The organism is Kitasatospora sp. NPDC056531, assembly GCF_042794375.1.
GTDB lineage: Bacteria > Actinomycetota > Actinomycetes > Streptomycetales > Streptomycetaceae > Kitasatospora.
In genome coordinates this window covers 34,301-50,381 of record NZ_JBHTTU010000002.1, presented here as the reverse complement: position 1 = coordinate 50,381, position 16,081 = coordinate 34,301, and the positions used below count along the sequence as shown (strand labels likewise).

General features: G+C 73.1%; 15 protein-coding genes and 1 tRNA gene. 11 read left to right on the top strand and 5 right to left on the bottom strand.

Going from position 1 to position 16,081, the window contains the following annotated elements; translation table 11 throughout:
* Positions 1-158: 158 nt before the first annotated feature.
* Positions 159-232: transfer RNA gene (locus ACFQ87_RS02885), tRNA-Gly, on the top strand.
* An 80-nt stretch (positions 233-312) separates the two neighbouring features.
* On the opposite strand, the gene ACFQ87_RS02880 is transcribed toward ACFQ87_RS02885, so the two are convergent.
* Both ACFQ87_RS02880 and ACFQ87_RS02875 read right to left on the bottom strand, forming a co-directional pair.
* Positions 313-1,431 (bottom strand): nucleotide disphospho-sugar-binding domain-containing protein, encoded by a 1,119-nt coding sequence (locus tag ACFQ87_RS02880; protein ID WP_380608784.1) that lies wholly within the window; start codon positions 1,429-1,431, stop codon positions 313-315.
* 197 nt (positions 1,432-1,628) lie between these two features.
* A complete protein-coding gene (locus tag ACFQ87_RS02875; protein WP_380608783.1) occupies positions 1,629-2,411 on the bottom strand; it encodes an alpha/beta fold hydrolase in 783 nt (260 codons plus the stop codon).
* 315 nt (positions 2,412-2,726) lie between these two features.
* Between ACFQ87_RS02875 and ACFQ87_RS02870 the strand changes: the two genes are divergently transcribed.
* Entirely contained in the window at positions 2,727-3,188 is a 462-nt protein-coding gene (locus ACFQ87_RS02870; RefSeq protein WP_380608782.1) for a hypothetical protein, read from the top strand.
* Between the two features lie 334 nt (positions 3,189-3,522).
* Here the strand turns inward: ACFQ87_RS02870 and ACFQ87_RS02865 are convergent, their stop codons facing one another.
* Both ACFQ87_RS02865 and ACFQ87_RS02860 read right to left on the bottom strand, forming a co-directional pair.
* Entirely contained in the window at positions 3,523-4,155 is a 633-nt protein-coding gene (locus tag ACFQ87_RS02865; protein WP_380608781.1) for a response regulator, read from the bottom strand.
* Complete coding sequence (locus ACFQ87_RS02860; protein WP_380609114.1) at positions 4,152-5,384, bottom strand: sensor histidine kinase; 1,233 nt, start codon at positions 5,382-5,384, stop codon at positions 4,152-4,154. Before ACFQ87_RS02860 ends, ACFQ87_RS02865 begins: the two co-directional genes overlap by 4 nt.
* A 315-nt stretch (positions 5,385-5,699) precedes the next feature.
* Between ACFQ87_RS02860 and ACFQ87_RS02855 the strand changes: the two genes are divergently transcribed.
* From ACFQ87_RS02855 to ACFQ87_RS02825, 7 genes are all read left to right on the top strand, one after another.
* Positions 5,700-6,254, top strand: coding sequence for a heme-binding protein (locus tag ACFQ87_RS02855; protein WP_380608780.1), 555 nt, complete (start codon positions 5,700-5,702; stop codon positions 6,252-6,254).
* 170 nt (positions 6,255-6,424) lie between these two features.
* Positions 6,425-6,850: a hypothetical protein gene (locus ACFQ87_RS02850; RefSeq protein ID WP_380608779.1), complete on the top strand. Its 426-nt coding sequence runs from the start codon at positions 6,425-6,427 to the stop codon at positions 6,848-6,850.
* A gap of 152 nt (positions 6,851-7,002) precedes the next feature.
* The gene (locus ACFQ87_RS02845) at positions 7,003-7,890 is read left to right on the top strand and encodes an NAD(P)-dependent oxidoreductase (protein WP_380608778.1); all 888 of its coding nucleotides are present in this window, start codon (positions 7,003-7,005) and stop codon (positions 7,888-7,890) included.
* Between the two features lie 95 nt (positions 7,891-7,985).
* Complete coding sequence (locus tag ACFQ87_RS02840; protein WP_380608777.1) at positions 7,986-8,564, top strand: flavodoxin family protein; 579 nt, start codon at positions 7,986-7,988, stop codon at positions 8,562-8,564.
* Positions 8,565-8,870: 306 nt separating this feature from the next.
* Positions 8,871-10,064: an LPXTG cell wall anchor domain-containing protein gene (locus tag ACFQ87_RS02835; protein ID WP_380608776.1), complete on the top strand. Its 1,194-nt coding sequence runs from the start codon at positions 8,871-8,873 to the stop codon at positions 10,062-10,064.
* 137 nt (positions 10,065-10,201) lie between these two features.
* Complete coding sequence (locus ACFQ87_RS02830; RefSeq protein ID WP_380608775.1) at positions 10,202-11,431, top strand: hypothetical protein; 1,230 nt, start codon at positions 10,202-10,204, stop codon at positions 11,429-11,431.
* 89 nt (positions 11,432-11,520) lie between these two features.
* Positions 11,521-12,297: a MerR family transcriptional regulator gene (locus tag ACFQ87_RS02825; RefSeq protein ID WP_380608774.1), complete on the top strand. Its 777-nt coding sequence runs from the start codon at positions 11,521-11,523 to the stop codon at positions 12,295-12,297.
* Between the two features lie 92 nt (positions 12,298-12,389).
* Here ACFQ87_RS02825 and ACFQ87_RS02820 read toward each other — a convergent pair whose 3' ends face one another.
* Positions 12,390-13,478, bottom strand: coding sequence for a helix-turn-helix domain-containing protein (locus ACFQ87_RS02820; protein ID WP_380608773.1), 1,089 nt, complete (start codon positions 13,476-13,478; stop codon positions 12,390-12,392).
* Positions 13,479-13,712: 234 nt separating this feature from the next.
* Between ACFQ87_RS02820 and ACFQ87_RS02815 the strand changes: the two genes are divergently transcribed.
* Together ACFQ87_RS02815 and ACFQ87_RS02810 are read left to right on the top strand one after the other, a co-directional pair.
* Positions 13,713-14,390, top strand: a complete 678-nt coding sequence (locus tag ACFQ87_RS02815) for an RNA polymerase sigma factor (RefSeq protein ID WP_380608772.1) — start codon at positions 13,713-13,715, stop codon at positions 14,388-14,390.
* Positions 14,387-15,853 carry a hypothetical protein gene (locus tag ACFQ87_RS02810; protein ID WP_380608771.1) on the top strand — a complete coding sequence of 489 codons (1,467 nt, stop codon included), beginning with the start codon at positions 14,387-14,389 and terminating at the stop codon, positions 15,851-15,853. Before ACFQ87_RS02815 ends, ACFQ87_RS02810 begins: the two co-directional genes overlap by 4 nt.
* Positions 15,854-16,081: the final 228 nt, after the last annotated feature.

The window sequence follows — 16,081 nt, the reverse complement described above, 5'->3', positions numbered from 1 at the left end:
CCGACCCCACACCCACCGGAGCACTCACACGCGGCCCAAACAGTACGCCTCCCGCCCACCCCCACCCCGCTCCGCCACGGCCTCGGACCGGCCGTGCAACCACAGTCACGGATGGGGTACAGTGACACTGGATCGAGCGGTCTCTGACGGCTCATCAGGCGGGCGTAGTTTAATGGTAGAACATGAGCTTCCCAAGCTTAGAGCGCGAGTTCGATTCTCGTCGCCCGCTCCATACGGAAAAGCCGCAGGTCATCGACCTGCGGCTTTTCCTTTGCCCGGATATGGGCGGTTACCGACAGTGGCCGGTGGGGGTCAGTGGGCGATGGTGAGGGATTCGAGGGTGGGGACGAGGGCGGTGGGGGTGGGAAGGGCGGCGTTGTCGGCCTGGAGCCGGCGGGCGGCGGCGCGGAGGGCGGGGTCGGTGATGAGGCGGTCGAGGAGGGCGGTGTCGACGGCGTCGGAGGTGGAGCTCAGGGCGGCACCGGTGGCGGTGAGGGCCTCGGTGTTGTTGTAGTGGTCGGCGCCCTGGGGGAGGAGCAGCTGGGGCAGACCGGCTTGAAGGGCGGTCAGCATGGTGCCCGAGCCGCCGTGGTGGATCAGCGCGTCGGCGCGGCTGAGCAGTTCGTTGAGCGGGACCCAGGGCAGCCCGCGGACGTTGGCGGGCACGGTGCCGAGCGGGGCGAGGTCGGCGTCGCCGACGGCGAGCAGGAAGTCCGCGTCGACCTCGGCCGCGGCCTCGACCATGCGGACGACGGCCCGGACGCCGTCGAGCTCGGCGAGGACGGTGCCCAGGGTGACGACGACCCGCGGGCGGTCGGCGGGGCGGAGGAACTCGGTCGGGACCATGCCGCCGCCGTTGTAGGGGATGTAGCGCATCCGCAGGCCGTCCGGGTCGCCGCCGAGCGGGCCGACGTTGAGCGCGGTGGAAGTGGCCGGCCCGGCCAGACCGTGCCGCTCGTAGAGGTCGGTGACCTGGGAGGCGATCAGGTCGACCATGGGGAGGCCGGCGCTGACCCCGAAGTTGTGGACCACCGACGGGATCTTGAGCCGGGCCGCCACCAGCGGGGGAGCGGCGTGGAAGGAGTCGTGGACGAGCAGGTCGGCGCCCCAGTCGCTGGTGATCTCCAGCAGCTGGTCGACCGCGGGGCGGGAGGCGTGCGCGAAGATCGCGGCCGCCAGGTCGAAGATCTCTTCCTGCGACTTGTCCTGGTTGACGTACTCGACCTTGCCGTCGAGCCGCTCCTCGAACATCTCCCGCAGGTGCCGGCCGTCGCCGATCTCGACGACCGGGAAGCCCGCGCTGCGGATCTGGTCGAGCGGCTGCCCACAGGCGAACAGGACCTCGTGCCCGGCGGCGCGCAGCGCCTGCGCGGTCGGCACCATCGGGAACAGGTGGCCGGCCGCGGCCGGGCCGGTGAAGAGTATGCGCATGGTCTACTCCTTGCCAATGAAGCTAACAAGGCAGTCTCATCCCAAAAGCTGACCTTCAGTCAATTTGATTCAAATCACCATGCACGGAAATCGGCCGTTTTGAGCAGGGGCTTGTTACCTGGGCGGCGGTGTGCTCCAACTCCCGCTTCCGCCGCCCGTCGTCGCCCGTGTGCAGCCCGTCGCCCGTAGCCCGCCGGTCATTCGGCGTTCAGGAAGTCGCGGACGGTCTTGGTGAAGGCGGCGGGCTGTTCGGCGAGGACGATGTGGCCGGTGTCGAACTCGGCGTAGCTGCTGGTGGGCAGGGCGGCGTGGAGGCGGCGGGTGTTCTCGACCGGGACGGTGGCGTCCTGGGTGCAGCCGATCACCAGGGTGGGGGCCTGGACGCGGGGGAGCAGCGGGGTGAGGTCCAGGGTGAGGTCGAGGGCGATGTGCCGGAGGGTGCCGGGGGTCGGCTGCAGGTAGGCGGTGTTGGCCTCGACGGCCTGGCGGCCGATGCGGTTGAGGAAGTCGCGGCCGAAGGCGGTGAGGGTGGCGTAGCGGCCGAAGGCCTCGGGGTGGTCGGCGAGGGAGAGCCAGGTGGCCATGGAGAGTCGCAGGTACTCGTCCTGTTCGGCGCCGATCCAGCCGGCCGTGGCGACCAGACGGCGGACCTGGTCGGGGCGCAGGGCGGCGGCCGCGGTGGCGACGACGGCGCCGAGTGAGAAGCCGAGGAGGTCGACGGGGCCGCGGCCGGCGTCGGCGATGACGGCGTTGACCTGCTCGGCGAGGGTCTCCAGGGTGAGCGGGCCGCCGTCGTCCTCGGCGGCCTCGCTGCCGGAGAGGTCCGGCAGCAGCACGGTGTAGCGGTCGGTGAAGGAGTCCAGCATGGCGTCCCACATGCCGGAGCCGGGGCCGGTGCCGTGGACCAGGACGAGGGTGTCGGGGCCGTTGCCGACGACGCGGTAGGGGATGCGGGCGGTGCCGACGGTGATGGTGGGCATGGCGGGTTCCTCCTGGTCCGATCCGGTTCGGGCTGGCCGACCGGGGTGGCGATGAGAAGTAAACTACACGGTGCAGGTTAGTGATTCAACTGCACCGTGCAGTGCAATTCGAGATGGGGGAACGGCGTGGAACGGAACTGTCCGTGCCCGGCCGCCGTCCAAGGAGTGACGGAATGCCTGCCCGGGTTGAATGCCGGGAGGAGTACGGAGGGCCCAGTGCAGTCAGGTGGTGCCGAACTGAACCTCGGATGCCCGGACGGTTGTCGCGACGGCTCCCCATCCACGCCCGCCTGGTGGCCGGCGCTGGCTCCGGAGGTGACGGAAGATCAACTCGACGCGGCGGAGCGCTGCGAGGCGCTGCTCCGGGAAACCGTGGACGCCGTCCGGCCGGCGCCGGCCTGGCGCGCGGCGGCGCCTCGGGCGGGCGCGCGACTGCCGTTGCCGGGGCGGGAGTCGCAGGCGCACTGGTACGTCACCCGGGGTCGGTACCTGCTCACCGTCGTATCGCCGTGCCGCCAGGCGGAGTTGGCGGGGGTGGTGGAGCGGCACTGGCGGCGGCGGGGGTGGGTGATCACCTCGCTGAACGCCGGTCGGGACCGGGCGGGGGTCGCTGCCGTCACCCGGGACGGGTATCAACTGGCCCTGAGCATCGGTGAGTTCGGTGAGATCGCGCTGGCCGCGAGCTCGCCCGGAATGGCCCGCCCGGAGCGGCCGGGGCTCGGCGGGTCCGCGCCGCTGCCGGACGTGCACTGCCCGTACTGGAGCGCGCTGATGTGATGCGGGGCTCACGGGGGAGGCGTGGAGTGGGTCCCCCGGACCCGCTCCACGCCGCCTCGTTGCGCGGCTTCGGCGCTGCCGCTCCCCCCGACATCCCGGCAGTCCCGCCGTCCCCCCTGGCAACGCCCTCCGGCGAGAGCGGTCCGCACAGGCCCCGGCGAGCCCCCACCTCCGGGGACGTCGTGGTCTCACGCTAACAAGGCCCGTGGTTGGTTCGTCAATAGTGGGATCCACGAAAAATCCACAATCGTGGGGACGGGTTCTGGTTGCTCCGACAGGCTTCCCACCAGGCAGTTGTGTGCCGGTCAGGGTGGCGTACGGCAACCGGGCCGGCTCAGCGCAGCAGCCGGCGCTCCTTGGCCACCGCCACCGCTCCGGCCCGGGTGTCCACGCCCAACTTGTCGTAGATCCGGCCCAGATGGGTCTTCACCGTCGCCTCGCTGATGAACAGCGCCCGCGCGATCTCCCGGTTGCCCAGGCCCTGCGCCAGCTGTCCCAGGATGTCCTGCTCGCGCTCGGTGAGCTGCGGCGCGGGCGCCCGCATCTGCGCCATCACCCGGGAGGCGACCGGTGGCGAGAGCACCGTCCGGCCCTGGGCGGCCGCGTGGACGGCGGCGAACAGCTCCTCCGGCCGTTCGGCCTTCAGCAGGTAGCCGGTGGCGCCCGCGGCGATCGCCCGGGTGATGTCGGCGTCGGTGTCGTAGGTGGTGAGCACCAGGACGTGCGGCCCGCCCGGGGCGGCGGTGATCCGCCGGGTGGCTTCCACGCCGTCGATGCCGTCGCCGAGCTGGAGGTCCATCAGCACGACCTGCGGCGCCAGCTTGGCGGCCAGCGCGACCACCTCCTCCCCGGTGCTCGCCTCGCCGACCACCTCGATGTCGCCCGCGCTGGCGAGCAGCGCCAGCAGGCCGGCCCGTACCACCGCGTGGTCGTCGCAGACCAGCAGCCGGACAGGGGTCGCGTTCATCGGTGCTCCAGGGGGATCGCGGCGGAGACGACGGTGCCCTCGCCGGGGGTGCTCTCCACGGTCAGCCTGCCACCCAGCTGCCGCAGCCGGGCCCGCATGGCCGGCAGGCCGTACCCGCGCCCACCGCCGGAATCGGCCGAGTCCGGGTCGAAGCCCCCTCCGTCGTCGGCGATGTCCAGCACCGCCTGGTCGCCCAGGAAGGACAGGGTGATCGCCGCCGCCGAGGCCCCGGCGTGCTCGCGGACGTTGGCCAGCGCGCCCTGGGCGATCCGCAGCAGCGCGGACTGCGCGGCGGCGGGCAGCGGTGCGGGCGTGCCGTCCAGGTGGAAGCGGACCGGCAGCCCGCTCTCGGCGGACTCCCGCTCGGCCAGCGCCCGCAGCGCCCGGTCCAGGGTGCCGCCGTCGGCCAGCTCGGCCGGGGCGAGGTCGTGGACGAAGCGGCGGGCCTCGGCCAGGTTCCGGGAGGCCACCTCGGCGGCGGTCCGGACGTGGGTACGGGCGGTCGCCGGATCGGCGTCCCAGGTGCGCTCGGCGGCCTGCAGCAGCATCCGCTGGCTGGACAGGCCCTGCGCCAGGGTGTCGTGGATCTCCATCGCCAGCCGCTCGCGCTCGGCGAGGGTGCCCTCCCGCCGTTCGGTGGCGGCGAGTTCGCGCCGGGTGCGGACCAGGTCGGCGATCAGCGCCCGCTGCCGGGCGGCCTGCCGGGCCATGAACAGGAAGACCCCGGTGGCCAGCGCGGCCACCGCGGGCGGCAGCAGGACGAGGGTGGCGTCCGCCCCGCCCGGCAGCCGGATCTCGGCGATCACCACCAGCAGCGTCAGCGCCGCCACCAGCGGGATCGCCGCCTTCGCAGGCAGCGCCCGCAGCGCGGTGTAGATCAGCGGGACTGCGCACCAGGCGAAGCTCGGGGCGAGCAGCACCAACACCACCCAGAGTGCGACCACCAGGGCCAAGGGCCACCGGCGCGGACGGCCGGGCGCGGGCGGGCGGCGGTGGTCCAACCAGGAGGCGGCCGGCCGGGCGACGGCCAGGGCGGCGCTGAGCCCGATCACCCAGGGGATCCGGGGGCTCCCGGCGTGGTGGGTGAGGTAGCGGCTGAGCGAGGCGGCGAGCAGCAGCAGGAACGCGGAGTCCAGGAGCAGCGCCAGCCGGCCCGCGTCCGGGTCCCCGGCGTCGCGGCCGCCGACGGACCAGCCGGCGACGGACCGGCCGGTGGACGGGCGGGGCAGCTGCACGGGTGGCTCCTGGCGGTAACGCGGTGCGAGGTACACGGTGCGAGGTACCAGCGCTCAGCGCACAGACCTGCGCCGATCCCTCGATGGTGACCCGTCCGGCCCGTCCCTGCATCAGCCGATCGGTTGACGGCGCCGTCCCCCGTCATGCCCGGACGGTCGCGCCGGAACGTCGATGCCGCGCGCCCGGATCCGGCCGGAGGATCGAAGCAGAACCGGGCGGTCCCCCCCCCGCCGCCCGGCCCCGAATCCGCCGCGGCCCGATCCGCCGCGCGGGCCGCAGACCCCGTAGATCCGTTGAGGAGCTGGACCATGAAGAAGACCTCCGTGCGTACCCGGGTGCTGACCGGCACCGTCGCCGCGCTCGCCGCCGTCGGCGTGGGCGCCGTCTCGGCCAGCGCCGAGACCGCCGAGACCCCGGCCGCGCCGGCTGCCGTCAAGGTCGACACCCAGAACAAGAACCTGGCCCAGAGCACCGGCCTGACCATCGACGCCGCCACCCGCGCCGCCCAGGCCGCCCTGGACGCGGCCACCAAGGCCGGCCAGCACGTCGCGGTCGCCGTGGTCGACCGCGACGGCGTCACCCGGGTCCTGCTCAAGGGCGACGGCGCCGGCCCGCAGGCCCCGGAGTCGGCCGAGCGCAAGGCCTTCACGGCGGTCTCCTGGAACGCCCCGACCTCGGAGCTGGCCAAGCGCCTCGCCCAGGCCCCCAACCTGAAGGACATCCCGGGCACGCTGTTCCTGGCCGGTGGTGCGCCGGTGCAGGCCAAGGGCGCTCCGGTCGCCGGCATCGGTGTCGCGGGCGCGCCCAGCGGCGACCTGGACGAGCAGTTCGCGCAGGCCGGCGTCGCCGCCCTGGCGAAGTGACGCACCCGGCCGGTCGGCCCACCCCCGTGGCCGACCGGCCGGAGGCGTGTTCCGGGCCGAGCGCCGCGGTGTCCTCGTTCGGGTGAACACCGGGAGGGTCGTCGCAGAACAGGCGGTGACCCTTTGAAAAGCCGGTGTCGTTGTCAGTGCCGCGTGGCAGGCTTCCCGGTATGACGGCGTGGACCCTCAACGACATCGAACGTGCGATCCGCTCCTCCTGGGGTGTCGACACCTGTGCGCCCGAGGACCTGGCCCACTGGCGTCCCGACAATCCCGCCCGCGGCCAGTGCGGGGTGACGTCGCTGGTGGTCAACGACCTGCTCGGCGGCGAGCTGATGATGGGCGAGGTGCACGTCGACGGGGTCCGGACGGACCTCCACTGGTGGAACCGCTTCGCCACCGGCTTCGAGATCGACCTCACCCGCGAGCAGTTCGGGCCGGACGAGCTGGTCGGCCCCGGCCGCCCGGTCGCCCGGCCGGCCCGCCCCGGCCGGCTCCAGGCCCAGTACGAGTTGCTGCGCCACCGGGTGGTGACCGAGCTGGAGCGCGGGGCCGCCGCGAACCGCAGCCGTCGGCGTGCGCGCGTCTGCGCCTGACCACCCCGAGGTCTGACCGCTCCGGCGTCCGAGCACTTCAGCGTCCGAGCACCTCGGCGCCCGACGACTCCGGAACCGAGCCACCCCGGCGCCGAGCCGCCCTGACGTACAGTCGGCCACGAACGGACGGCTACGGCGACGGGAGTGCGCGGATGACCGGGACGACGACGGTCGGTTTCGTGGGGCTGGGCGCGATGGGGCAGGGCATGGCCGGCAGCCTGCTGCGGGCCGGCCACACCGTACGGGTCTGGAACCGTTCGCCCGAGCCGGTGGCCGCCCTGGTGGCCCAGGGCGCGGAGGCGGCCGGCACGGTCGCCGAGGTCTTCGCCGCCGACACGGTGGTCTCCATGCTGGCCAACGACGAGGCGTTCGAGCGGCTGCTGCTCGACCCCGGGCTGCTGGCGGGCGCGGACACGACGCTGCACGTCAACATGGCCACCGTCTCGCTGGCGCTCGCCGAGCGCGCCGAGGCGCTGCACGCCGAGCACGGCATCGGCTACGTCGCCGCGCCGGTCCTCGGCCGGCCCCCGGTCGCGGCGGCGGGCCGGCTCAACATCCTGGCCGCGGGCGCGCCGGAGTTGCTGGAGCGGGCCGAGCCGCTGTTCGCCGCGATGGGCGAGCGCACCTGGCGGTTCGGCGACAGCCCCCGGCAGGCCAACACTGCCAAGATCAGCACCAACTTCCTGCTGGCCTGCGCGATCGAGTCGATGGCCGAGGCGTGCAGCCTGGCCGAGGCCCACGGGGTGCGGCCCACCGACTTGGTCGAGATGCTCACCGGCACGCTCTTCCCGGGGCCGGTCTACTCCGGCTACGGGTCGATGGTCGCGGAGCGCCGGTACGAGCCGGCCGGGTTCCGGCTGCCGCTCGGGCTCAAGGACGTCGGCCTCGCCCTCGCGGCCGGGGCAGAGCGCAACGTCCCGCTGCCGTTCGGCGGCATCCTGCGGGACGCCTTCCTGGACGCGCTGGCCCACGGCGACGGGGACAAGGACTGGGCCGCCGTCGCCGAGGTCGCCCGCCGCCGGGCCGGGCTGACGGACTGACCCGCCTGCGGTTCTCCGGGGCGCGGGCGCGGAATAACCGGCGCGCGACGGCTGCTCGCACGTCCGTCCGCAGCACCCGACCGGGGGAGTCTCCGATGTCCGACCAGCCGTCCGGCGCCGAGGCGCCACGCCGTTTCCTGTTCCTCGACGCGAGCGCGCGCGTCGGCGGCAACTCCGAGCGACTCGCCCGGCTGGCCGCCGAGTCGAGCCTGCCGGCCGGCGCGGAGCAGCGCTGGCTGCGGCTCGCCGACCACCCGCTGCCGCCCTTCCAGGACCTGCGGCACACCGGTGACGGCCGCTACCCCGAGCCGGCCGGGCACGAGCGGACCCTGCTGGAGGCCACCCTCGAGGCCACCGACCTGGTCTTCGTCGCGCCGCTGTACTGGTACTCGTTGCCGACCACCGCCAAGCTCTACCTCGACTACTGGTCGGCCTGGCTCCGGGTGCCCGGCCTGGACTTCCGCGCCGGGCTGCGCGGCGGCACCGTCTGGGGCGTCACCGCCCTCGCTACCGGGGACGACAAGGCCGAGCCGCTGATCGGCACGCTCCGGCTGACCGCCGAGTACATGGGGATGCGCTGGGGCGGCGCGCTGCTCGGCAACGGCACCCGCCCGGGGGACGTTCTGCGCGACGAGCGGGCGCTGATCGCGGCCAAGTCCTTCTTCGCGGACTGAGGCTCCCGGGACTCCCGCGGAGTGACGCATTCACGCCATTCCGGCCCGTGCGGTACCGTCGTCCGGACGTGTACCCGTCACTCTGCGGTCATCTCCCGGCGAAGCGCAAAAGCCCTACAGCCGGACGGAGTTGGACGATTCGGGCGCCCCGGGGTCGGGCGCGGACCACAGCACGGCACCTGCCTTCCGGAGTGGCTGGATCGTTCGGTACTCTCCGTCGGACTTTCAGCTTCGTGAGGGGTTTCGCGGCGTCTGCGGCCGCCCCCTCGCGCCCGGGCCTCGCCCGGAAACTTCCGTGAGGTCTCCTTGTCCATACGTCGCAGTCTTGCCCTTGCCGGCGCCGCCGCGCTCGCGTCCTCGCTCGTGCTGGCCGGCGCCCAGGGCGCCATGGCCGTCGGCGCCACCGGCACCCCGTCCGCCGCCGCCCAGGCCGAGAAGGCCGGCCACCAGGCCCTCGACCTCTCGGTCCACGGCGTTCCCGGCACCTTCATCGCCGGTGGCGACGCCCGCGAGTTCACCTACCGGATCGACAACTCGACGAAGACCGACTTCGTCGCCTTCCCGCTGCTGAAGTTCAAGAACAAGGCGGGCACGCTCAAGGCGAAGGACCTCAAGCTCGAGTACCAGCTGCCGGCCTCGCTGCCCGGCGGCGGCACCTGGAAGACCGCCGTCATCGCCCCCGGCGGCGGCGACGGCGACGACAGCGCCGTGCTGATGTTCCTCGGCGGCGTCACCGACGGCGGCGACGCCGCCGACGACGCCCTGCTCTTCCTCGCCCAGGGCAAGAGCGTCGACATCAAGGTCCGCGCCTCCTTCACCGAGGACACCCCGCTGGGCAAGGCCGGTGTCGTGCCGGTGGTCTACTCCGCCGACGCCAACGACGAGAACGACCACGGCGGCTTCAGCTGCGACGGGATCAAGGGCGCCGGCTTCACCATCAAGGCCGGCGGCGGCAAGCCCACCCCGACCCCCACCCCGACCAAGACCGGCAAGCCGAGCCCGACCGCGAGCAGCTCGCCCACGGCCCGCCACACGCCGACCTCCAGCGCGTCGCCGACCGCCCCGGCCACCGCGACCGCCACCGCCACCGCCACCGCGACGGCCACCTCGACCCCCACCACCGAGCCGACGAAGCCCACCGCCGAGCCGACGACGCCGACCGCGGCGCCGACCACCCCGGCCACCGGCACCGGTTCGCCGTCCGCCTCGCCGTCCGACTCCGGTGCGACCGGCGCCCCGGTGCCGTCCGGCGGCAGCAGCACCGACGCCCCGCAGCCGATCGACTTCCCGGTGCAGAACCCGACCGTCACCGCGCCGAAGATCACCCCGGCCGGTGTCACCAAGGCCAAGACCGCCGCCGCCAACGCGGACAAGTCCCTCGCCACCACCGGTGGCGGTGATCACACCACCGCGATCGCGGCCACCGGCGGCGCCGTCCTGGTCGCCGGTGTCGGCACCCTCGTGGTGCTGCGTCGTCGCAAGTCGGGCCAGCAGAGCTGACCCCTGGGGGAGCTCCGTGAGTGCCGCCGTGCCGCCCGGCCGTCCGTTCGTACGGACACCCGGGCGGCACGGGCGGTACTTCTCCGTCACATAGGATGTCCGGCCGGAGGGGGGCGGAACGGCGGGGAGAGGGACAGGTGCGGGTAGCACGCACGGCACAGACCACCACCGACTACGAAGCCGCGACAGGGCGGATCGCGGGGCTGCCGCTCCGCAGGCACCACGTCCTGCTGGCCGCCTGGACGATCCTCTGGTTCTTCCTGGTCGAGCCCAGCGGCGGCTTCTCCTGGCACTACCTGCGCCAGGGCGAGCAGCTGCTCTTCAGCCACCAGCCCGACGGCGGTCTCTCGCTCTACGCCCACCACCCCGAGCTGCAGATCGGCCCGGTCAGCCTGGCCGCCGCCCGGCTCACCGCCCCGTTCTCGCCGCACATCGGCCAGCTGGTCGCCGAGGCGGTGAGCGCCGGGCTCGGCCTGGTGATGCTGGTCCTGGTCGGCCGCACCGCCGCCCTGTACTACCTGGGCACCGGCACCAACCACCGCCGGCTCCAACAGCGCCTGCTGATCGCCGGACTGGCGTTCATCCCGATGTGGGTCGAGGTCTCGGTCCGCTTCGCGCACCTGGACGACGTCCTCGCGCTGTTCTTCACCACCCTCGCCGCGCACGCCCTGGCCCGCGGCAAGCCCACCCAGGTCGCGATCTTCCTGGCCCTGGCGGTGGACTCCAAGCCATGGGCGATCGCCTTCGCCCCGCTGATCCTGGCCCTGCCCCGGCCCGCCTGGCTGCGCACCGCGATCTGGTTCTGCGTCCTGGTGGCGGTCGCCTGGCTGCCGTTCTACCTGGGCAACCTGGACACCATGGCGGCCGCCAAGTTCACCATCCCGAACCAGCCCGCCTCCGCGCTGCGCTGGTTCGGGGTCACCGACCCGGCCACCCCCTGGTGGGACCGCCCGACCCAGTTCGCGCTCGGCATCGGCCTCGGCTGCGTCGCCGTCTGGCGCGGCCGCTGGCCGGCCGTGGTGCTGCTCGGGGCGGACGCCCGCGTCCTGCTCGACCCGAGCGTCTACACGTACTACACGGCCTCGATCCTGCTCGGCACCCTGCTCTGGGACGCGGTCGGGCAGAAGCGGCTGGTCCCGTGGTGGAGCTGGATCGCGCTGGTCGCGCTGTACGGCGGCACGCTGTTCCTGCCGTCCGATTCGGCCCGCGGCTTCGTCCGGCTCGCCTTCGTGGTGATCTCCGCCGGGTACGTGCTGCTCTGGCCCACCCAACAGACCCGGCGACCCCGCCCCCCGGCCCAGGGCGGCGACGGACGCCGCCGGACCTCCCGGCGGCGCGAGCGGGTGCTGGTCGGCGCCGACGCCTGAGGCCCTCCGCGCCCACGGTTCGACCCTGTGGCTTGACCCTCACGCGACGTGAGAGCGGAGGGTTGTGGTCAGCACCAGGGAGGACCCGGATGAACGAGAACCAGGGCTACTCGGTCGGCGCCGTGGCGAAGATCGCCAAGGTCACCGTCCGCACCCTGCACCACTACGACGAGATCGGACTGCTGTCCCCCGCGGGCCGCACCCGGGCCGGCTACCGCCGGTACGTGGACGCCGACCTCGACCGGCTGCAGCAGATCCTGTTCTACCGCGAGCTCGGATTCCCCCTGGAGGAGATCGCGGCGATCCTGGACGACGACTCGGTCAGCCCGAGCGAACACCTCCGGCGGCAGCACCGACTGCTCACTGACCGGATCAGGCACCTCCAGGAAATCGCCACCGCCGTCGAACACGCCATGGAGGCACGCAGGATGGGCATTCAGCTGACCCCGGAGGAGAAGTTCGAGATCTTCGGCGAGGGCTACCGGGAGGAGTGGGAGCAGGAGGCCGAGCAGCGCTGGGGCGACACCGAGGCCTGGGCCGAGTCCCAGCGCCGCACCGGCGGCTACACCAAGGCCGACTGGCAGCGCATCCAGAACGAGATGACCGAGCTCAACAACCGCCTGGCGGAGGCGGTCACCGCCGGCGAGCCCGCCGACGGCACCGCGGCCATGGACCTCGCCGAGGCCCACCGGCAGCACATCTGCCAGAACTTCTACGACTGCACGTTCACCATCCACCGCGGTCTGGCGTGCCTGTACGTCTCGGACCCGCGCTGGACCACCACCTACGAGGACCTCGCCCCCGGCCTGGCGCAGTGGCTGCACGACGCCATCCTCGCCAACGCGGACCGGAGCGAGAAGGCGTAACCGCCGCCACGGGGGGAGCCGGCGGTACGGGGGACCGGCGGCCATGGGGGAGCCGCCGGTACCGGGAACCGCCGGTACGGGGGAACCGGCGGCTACGCCACCCCGCGCCCGAAGGAGCGCCGGTAGGCGGTCGGCGAGGTGCGCATCACCCGACCGAAGTGGTGGCGGAAGGTCGCCGCGCTCTCGAAGCCGACCGCCGCGGCGATCTCCTCCACCGTCCCGTCCGGGGACTCCAGCAACGACAGACTGGCCGCGATGCGCTGGGTGACGACCCAGCGCATCGGGCTGGTGCCGTTGCGCGCGGTGAAGTGCCGCAGGTACGAGCGGTCCGACATCCGGGCCGCCCGGGCCAGCACCGAGACGGTCAGCGGGTCGGCCAGGTGGTCCAGCGCCCACTGCATGCTGCGGGCGATCCCGTCGTCCTCCTCCTCGACCGGCCGGACGGCGGCCTCGATGAACTGCGCCTGCCCGCCGTCCCGGTGCGGCGCCACCACGAACCGGCGGGCCACGCTGTTGGCCACCTTGGCGCCGTGGTCCCGCCGGACCAGGTGCAGGCACAGGTCGATCCCCGCGGCGCTGCCCGCGCTGGTGAGCACGTCGCCGTTGTCCACGTACAGCACGTCCGGGTTGACCAGCACCTTCGGGTAGCGCTGCTGGAGCAGTTCGGCGTACCGCCAGTGGGTGGTCGCCTCCCGGCCGTCCAGCAGCCCGGCGGCGGCCAGCGCGAAGGCGCCCGAGCAGATCGACACGATCCGGGCGCCGCGCTCGTGCGCCGTCCGCAGCGCCTCGACCAGTTCGGGGGGCACGTGGCCGCTGAAGGCGTTGCGCACCCCCGGGACCACCACGGTGTCGGCGGCCGCCAGGTCGTCCAGCCCGTACTTGGCGGTCAGCGCGAAGCCGCCCACCGCGTCCAGCTCCGTCCCGGGCCGGTCGGCGCACACCTTCAGCCCGTACCAGGGCGCGGCCAGCAGGCCGCTCAGCTCCGGCCGCGCCAGCCCGAACACCTCGACCACCACGCCGAGTTCGAACGGCGCCATACCCTCGAAGGCGTACACCGCGACATCGTGCACGGGCTCCGGGCGACGGCCGATGACGACGGCCACCGGGCGCGGTCGGCCGCCCGCGGCGGTGCCCGCGCCGGCCGCGCTCTCGACGTGCTGCCCGACGTGCTGCTCGGCCATGCGAACCCCCTGCTCACGGGTGGCGGAATCCCGGTGAGTGTAGCCGTCGCGGCCACCCCGGAACTTTCCGCGAATTCCCCTGCAACCTCCACGCCCGTCACACGTCCTTTGCTACGGGGGTGGAGAGAACCGGGGCCGAGATCGGCTGCGAAGATCTCCCCGATCGTGATCTTGATCAGGTGGCCTGACGGTCCGGCGAACGCCGTCACCGTCCCGGGGGAAAGCAGACCGCACATGTCCATGGCCATCGGGCCGATCGCCGCGCCGGCGGGGCGGCGCGGCTTCTCCGTCCGCGGTGTGGTCGCCGCGCTGTTCGGCGCGCAGGAGGCCGGCGAGCCGATCGCCGACCTCAGCTCCGACCAGCAGGCGGCACAGCGCCGCTCCGGCTTCCGGCTGCTGCGAGGCGGCCGCAAGCCCGCGGAGGACCGACCCACCCTGACCGACCTGTACCACGCCCACCGGCTGGGCCTGGTACGGATGGCCGTGCTCCTGGTGGACCATCAGGACCTGGCCGAGGACGTCGTGCAGGAAGCTTTCACCCAGCTCTACCAGCGCCACGGTGAGAACCTGGACGACCTCGACAACGCCCTCGGATACCTGCGGACCGCGGTGGTCAACGGCGCCCGCTCGATGCTGCGCCGCCGCAAGACCGCCCGGGAGTACGTGCCCCCGCACGAGGCCGACGCGCCCTCCGCCGAGGACCACGCGGTGCTCAACGACGAGCACCGGCGAGTCCTCGTCGCCCTGCAGGAGTTGACCCCCCGCCAGCGTGAGGTGCTGGTGCTGCGCTACTGGTCCGACATGTCGGAGGCGCAGATAGCCGAGACCCTGGGACTCTCCCGGGGTGCCGTGAAGTCCACCGCCAGCCGGGCCCTGGACGCTTTGGAAAAGCACCTGGAGAAGGTTCGATGACCGACAAGCTCCCCCGCCCGGGCGGCGGTGACGACGACGGATCGGCCGGGACCTCGATGGAACGGCTGCTCCGCGAGGCGATGAACGCCCGCGCCTCCATGGTCACCGCCCACGACCTGCGCCCGGCCGCACCCCCGAAGGGCCGGATCCGCAGGCTGCGCCCGGTGTACCTGACCACCGCGCCGATCCTCGCCCTGGCCGCTTCCCTGGCCATCGGCGTGCTCGCCTTCCACGGCGACCCGGTCGCCAAGCAGGACGTCCCCCCGCCCCCGGCCGCCAGCATCACCACCTCCCCGAGCCCGACGGCCTCCCCGAGCCCGACGGCCACCCCCACCCCCACCGACACCCCCACCGACACCGGCACCCCCACCGACACCGGCACCCCGACCGGCGACGCGGAGACGGACGCCCCACTCGCGGACGTCACTCCGTCCTCGGCCTCCACGGCCACCGGTGCCCCGACGGGGCCGGGCACGCCGTACACCTTCCGCGGCGTCAAGTTCAAGGTCCCGGCGGGCTGGCGGGCGGTCCCTGGTCCCACGGCCTCCTCACTGTGCGTCCTCGCCTTCGGCGCGCCGCAGTCCGCCCAGGGCGCCGACTGCGAACCGTACGGTGCGCTGCTGACCGTCTACACCAGCTCCGACGAGGCCAACCAGAGCGGTTCCTGGCCGAGCGTCACCGCGTCCAGCAGCGAGTCCGGCTGGGCCAAGCAGCCCTCCTGCCCGGTGTGGGGCAACCCGCACGCCCTCGGCCCGAACGACGCGCTGAAGACCTCCGTCCCCACCAGCACCCGGGACATCGTGGCCGGTCGCCCGGCCTACAAGTCCCTCTGGCAGGTCTCCTGCAACGACAAGGAGTCCTTCACCGCGCAGATGTGGCGCTTCCCCCAGGACCAGGTGTACCTGACGACGGCCGGCCTCAAGTCGGAGCACCAGGCCGCCGTGGTCTCCATCCTGGACACCCTGGACCTCAGCGGCTACAAGACCCCGTCCCTCGCGCCGAACGGGAACGACATCGGCATCGCCCTCGACGGCCTCGGCGCCGGCCAGCAGGTGCCGGCGAACGGCACACCGGTGACTTTCTCGGTGACGTACCAGAACACCGGCCAGACCTCCTACGCATCGGTCCAGCCGCTGCTCTACACCGAGTCCTATGCGGGATCGCCGCCGAGTGGTGAAACCGAGCCGATGAACGCGGGCAAGCTGGAGCGCCTGGACGGTGACCACTGGACCCCGTTTCCAGTCTCGCCCGGGGGAGGCATGGACTACGCGACGGTGGGCAAGGCAGCCGCCTTCCCGCTGGCGCCGGGCCAGAGCAGGACGGTGAAGTTCCGGCTCACCCTCGACGGCACGAACGGTGCCGGGGTGATGCCGGTGACGGCGCAGGCCGTGCTGCCGTACGACGGTACGAGCCCGCTGACCGTCATCGGCCGGAACAGCATCCCGGTGCGGGTCGTGAAGTAGGGTCCGGCAGGCTGCCGCGGAAGGCGCCGCGACGAGGGGAGAACCCCTGGTCGCGGCGCCTTTCGGCGTTCCGGCGGGAGGTCGCGAAAAAATTTCCGAACTCACCTGCAACCCCCTGCGGGGATGGACGTCTATCAGGGTGAGAGGCGGGGAGAGCGAGCCGGCGGGGCCGGGGCTCGGGCCGGCTCCTCCAGGCGCGAAGGCAAGGCGCCCGTTCATCCGATCACC

Excerpts from the sequence above, each read along its gene's own strand:
- ACFQ87_RS02845 (WP_380608778.1), top strand. The coding sequence starts at position 7,003 with ATGACCGGGACGACGACGGTCGGTTTCGTGGGGCTGGGCGCGATGGGG.
- ACFQ87_RS02815 (WP_380608772.1), top strand. The coding sequence starts at position 13,713 with ATGTCCATGGCCATCGGGCCGATCGCCGCGCCGGCGGGGCGGCGCGGC.
- ACFQ87_RS02825 (WP_380608774.1), top strand. The coding sequence starts at position 11,521 with ATGAACGAGAACCAGGGCTACTCGGTCGGCGCCGTGGCGAAGATCGCC.
- ACFQ87_RS02820 (WP_380608773.1), bottom strand. The coding sequence starts at position 13,478 with ATGGCCGAGCAGCACGTCGGGCAGCACGTCGAGAGCGCGGCCGGCGCG.
- ACFQ87_RS02850 (WP_380608779.1), top strand. The coding sequence starts at position 6,425 with ATGACGGCGTGGACCCTCAACGACATCGAACGTGCGATCCGCTCCTCC.
- ACFQ87_RS02840 (WP_380608777.1), top strand. The coding sequence starts at position 7,986 with ATGTCCGACCAGCCGTCCGGCGCCGAGGCGCCACGCCGTTTCCTGTTC.
- ACFQ87_RS02880 (WP_380608784.1), bottom strand. The coding sequence starts at position 1,431 with ATGCGCATACTCTTCACCGGCCCGGCCGCGGCCGGCCACCTGTTCCCG.
- ACFQ87_RS02865 (WP_380608781.1), bottom strand. The coding sequence starts at position 4,155 with ATGAACGCGACCCCTGTCCGGCTGCTGGTCTGCGACGACCACGCGGTG.
- ACFQ87_RS02855 (WP_380608780.1), top strand. The coding sequence starts at position 5,700 with ATGAAGAAGACCTCCGTGCGTACCCGGGTGCTGACCGGCACCGTCGCC.
- ACFQ87_RS02875 (WP_380608783.1), bottom strand. The coding sequence starts at position 2,411 with ATGCCCACCATCACCGTCGGCACCGCCCGCATCCCCTACCGCGTCGTC.
- ACFQ87_RS02810 (WP_380608771.1), top strand. The coding sequence starts at position 14,387 with ATGACCGACAAGCTCCCCCGCCCGGGCGGCGGTGACGACGACGGATCG.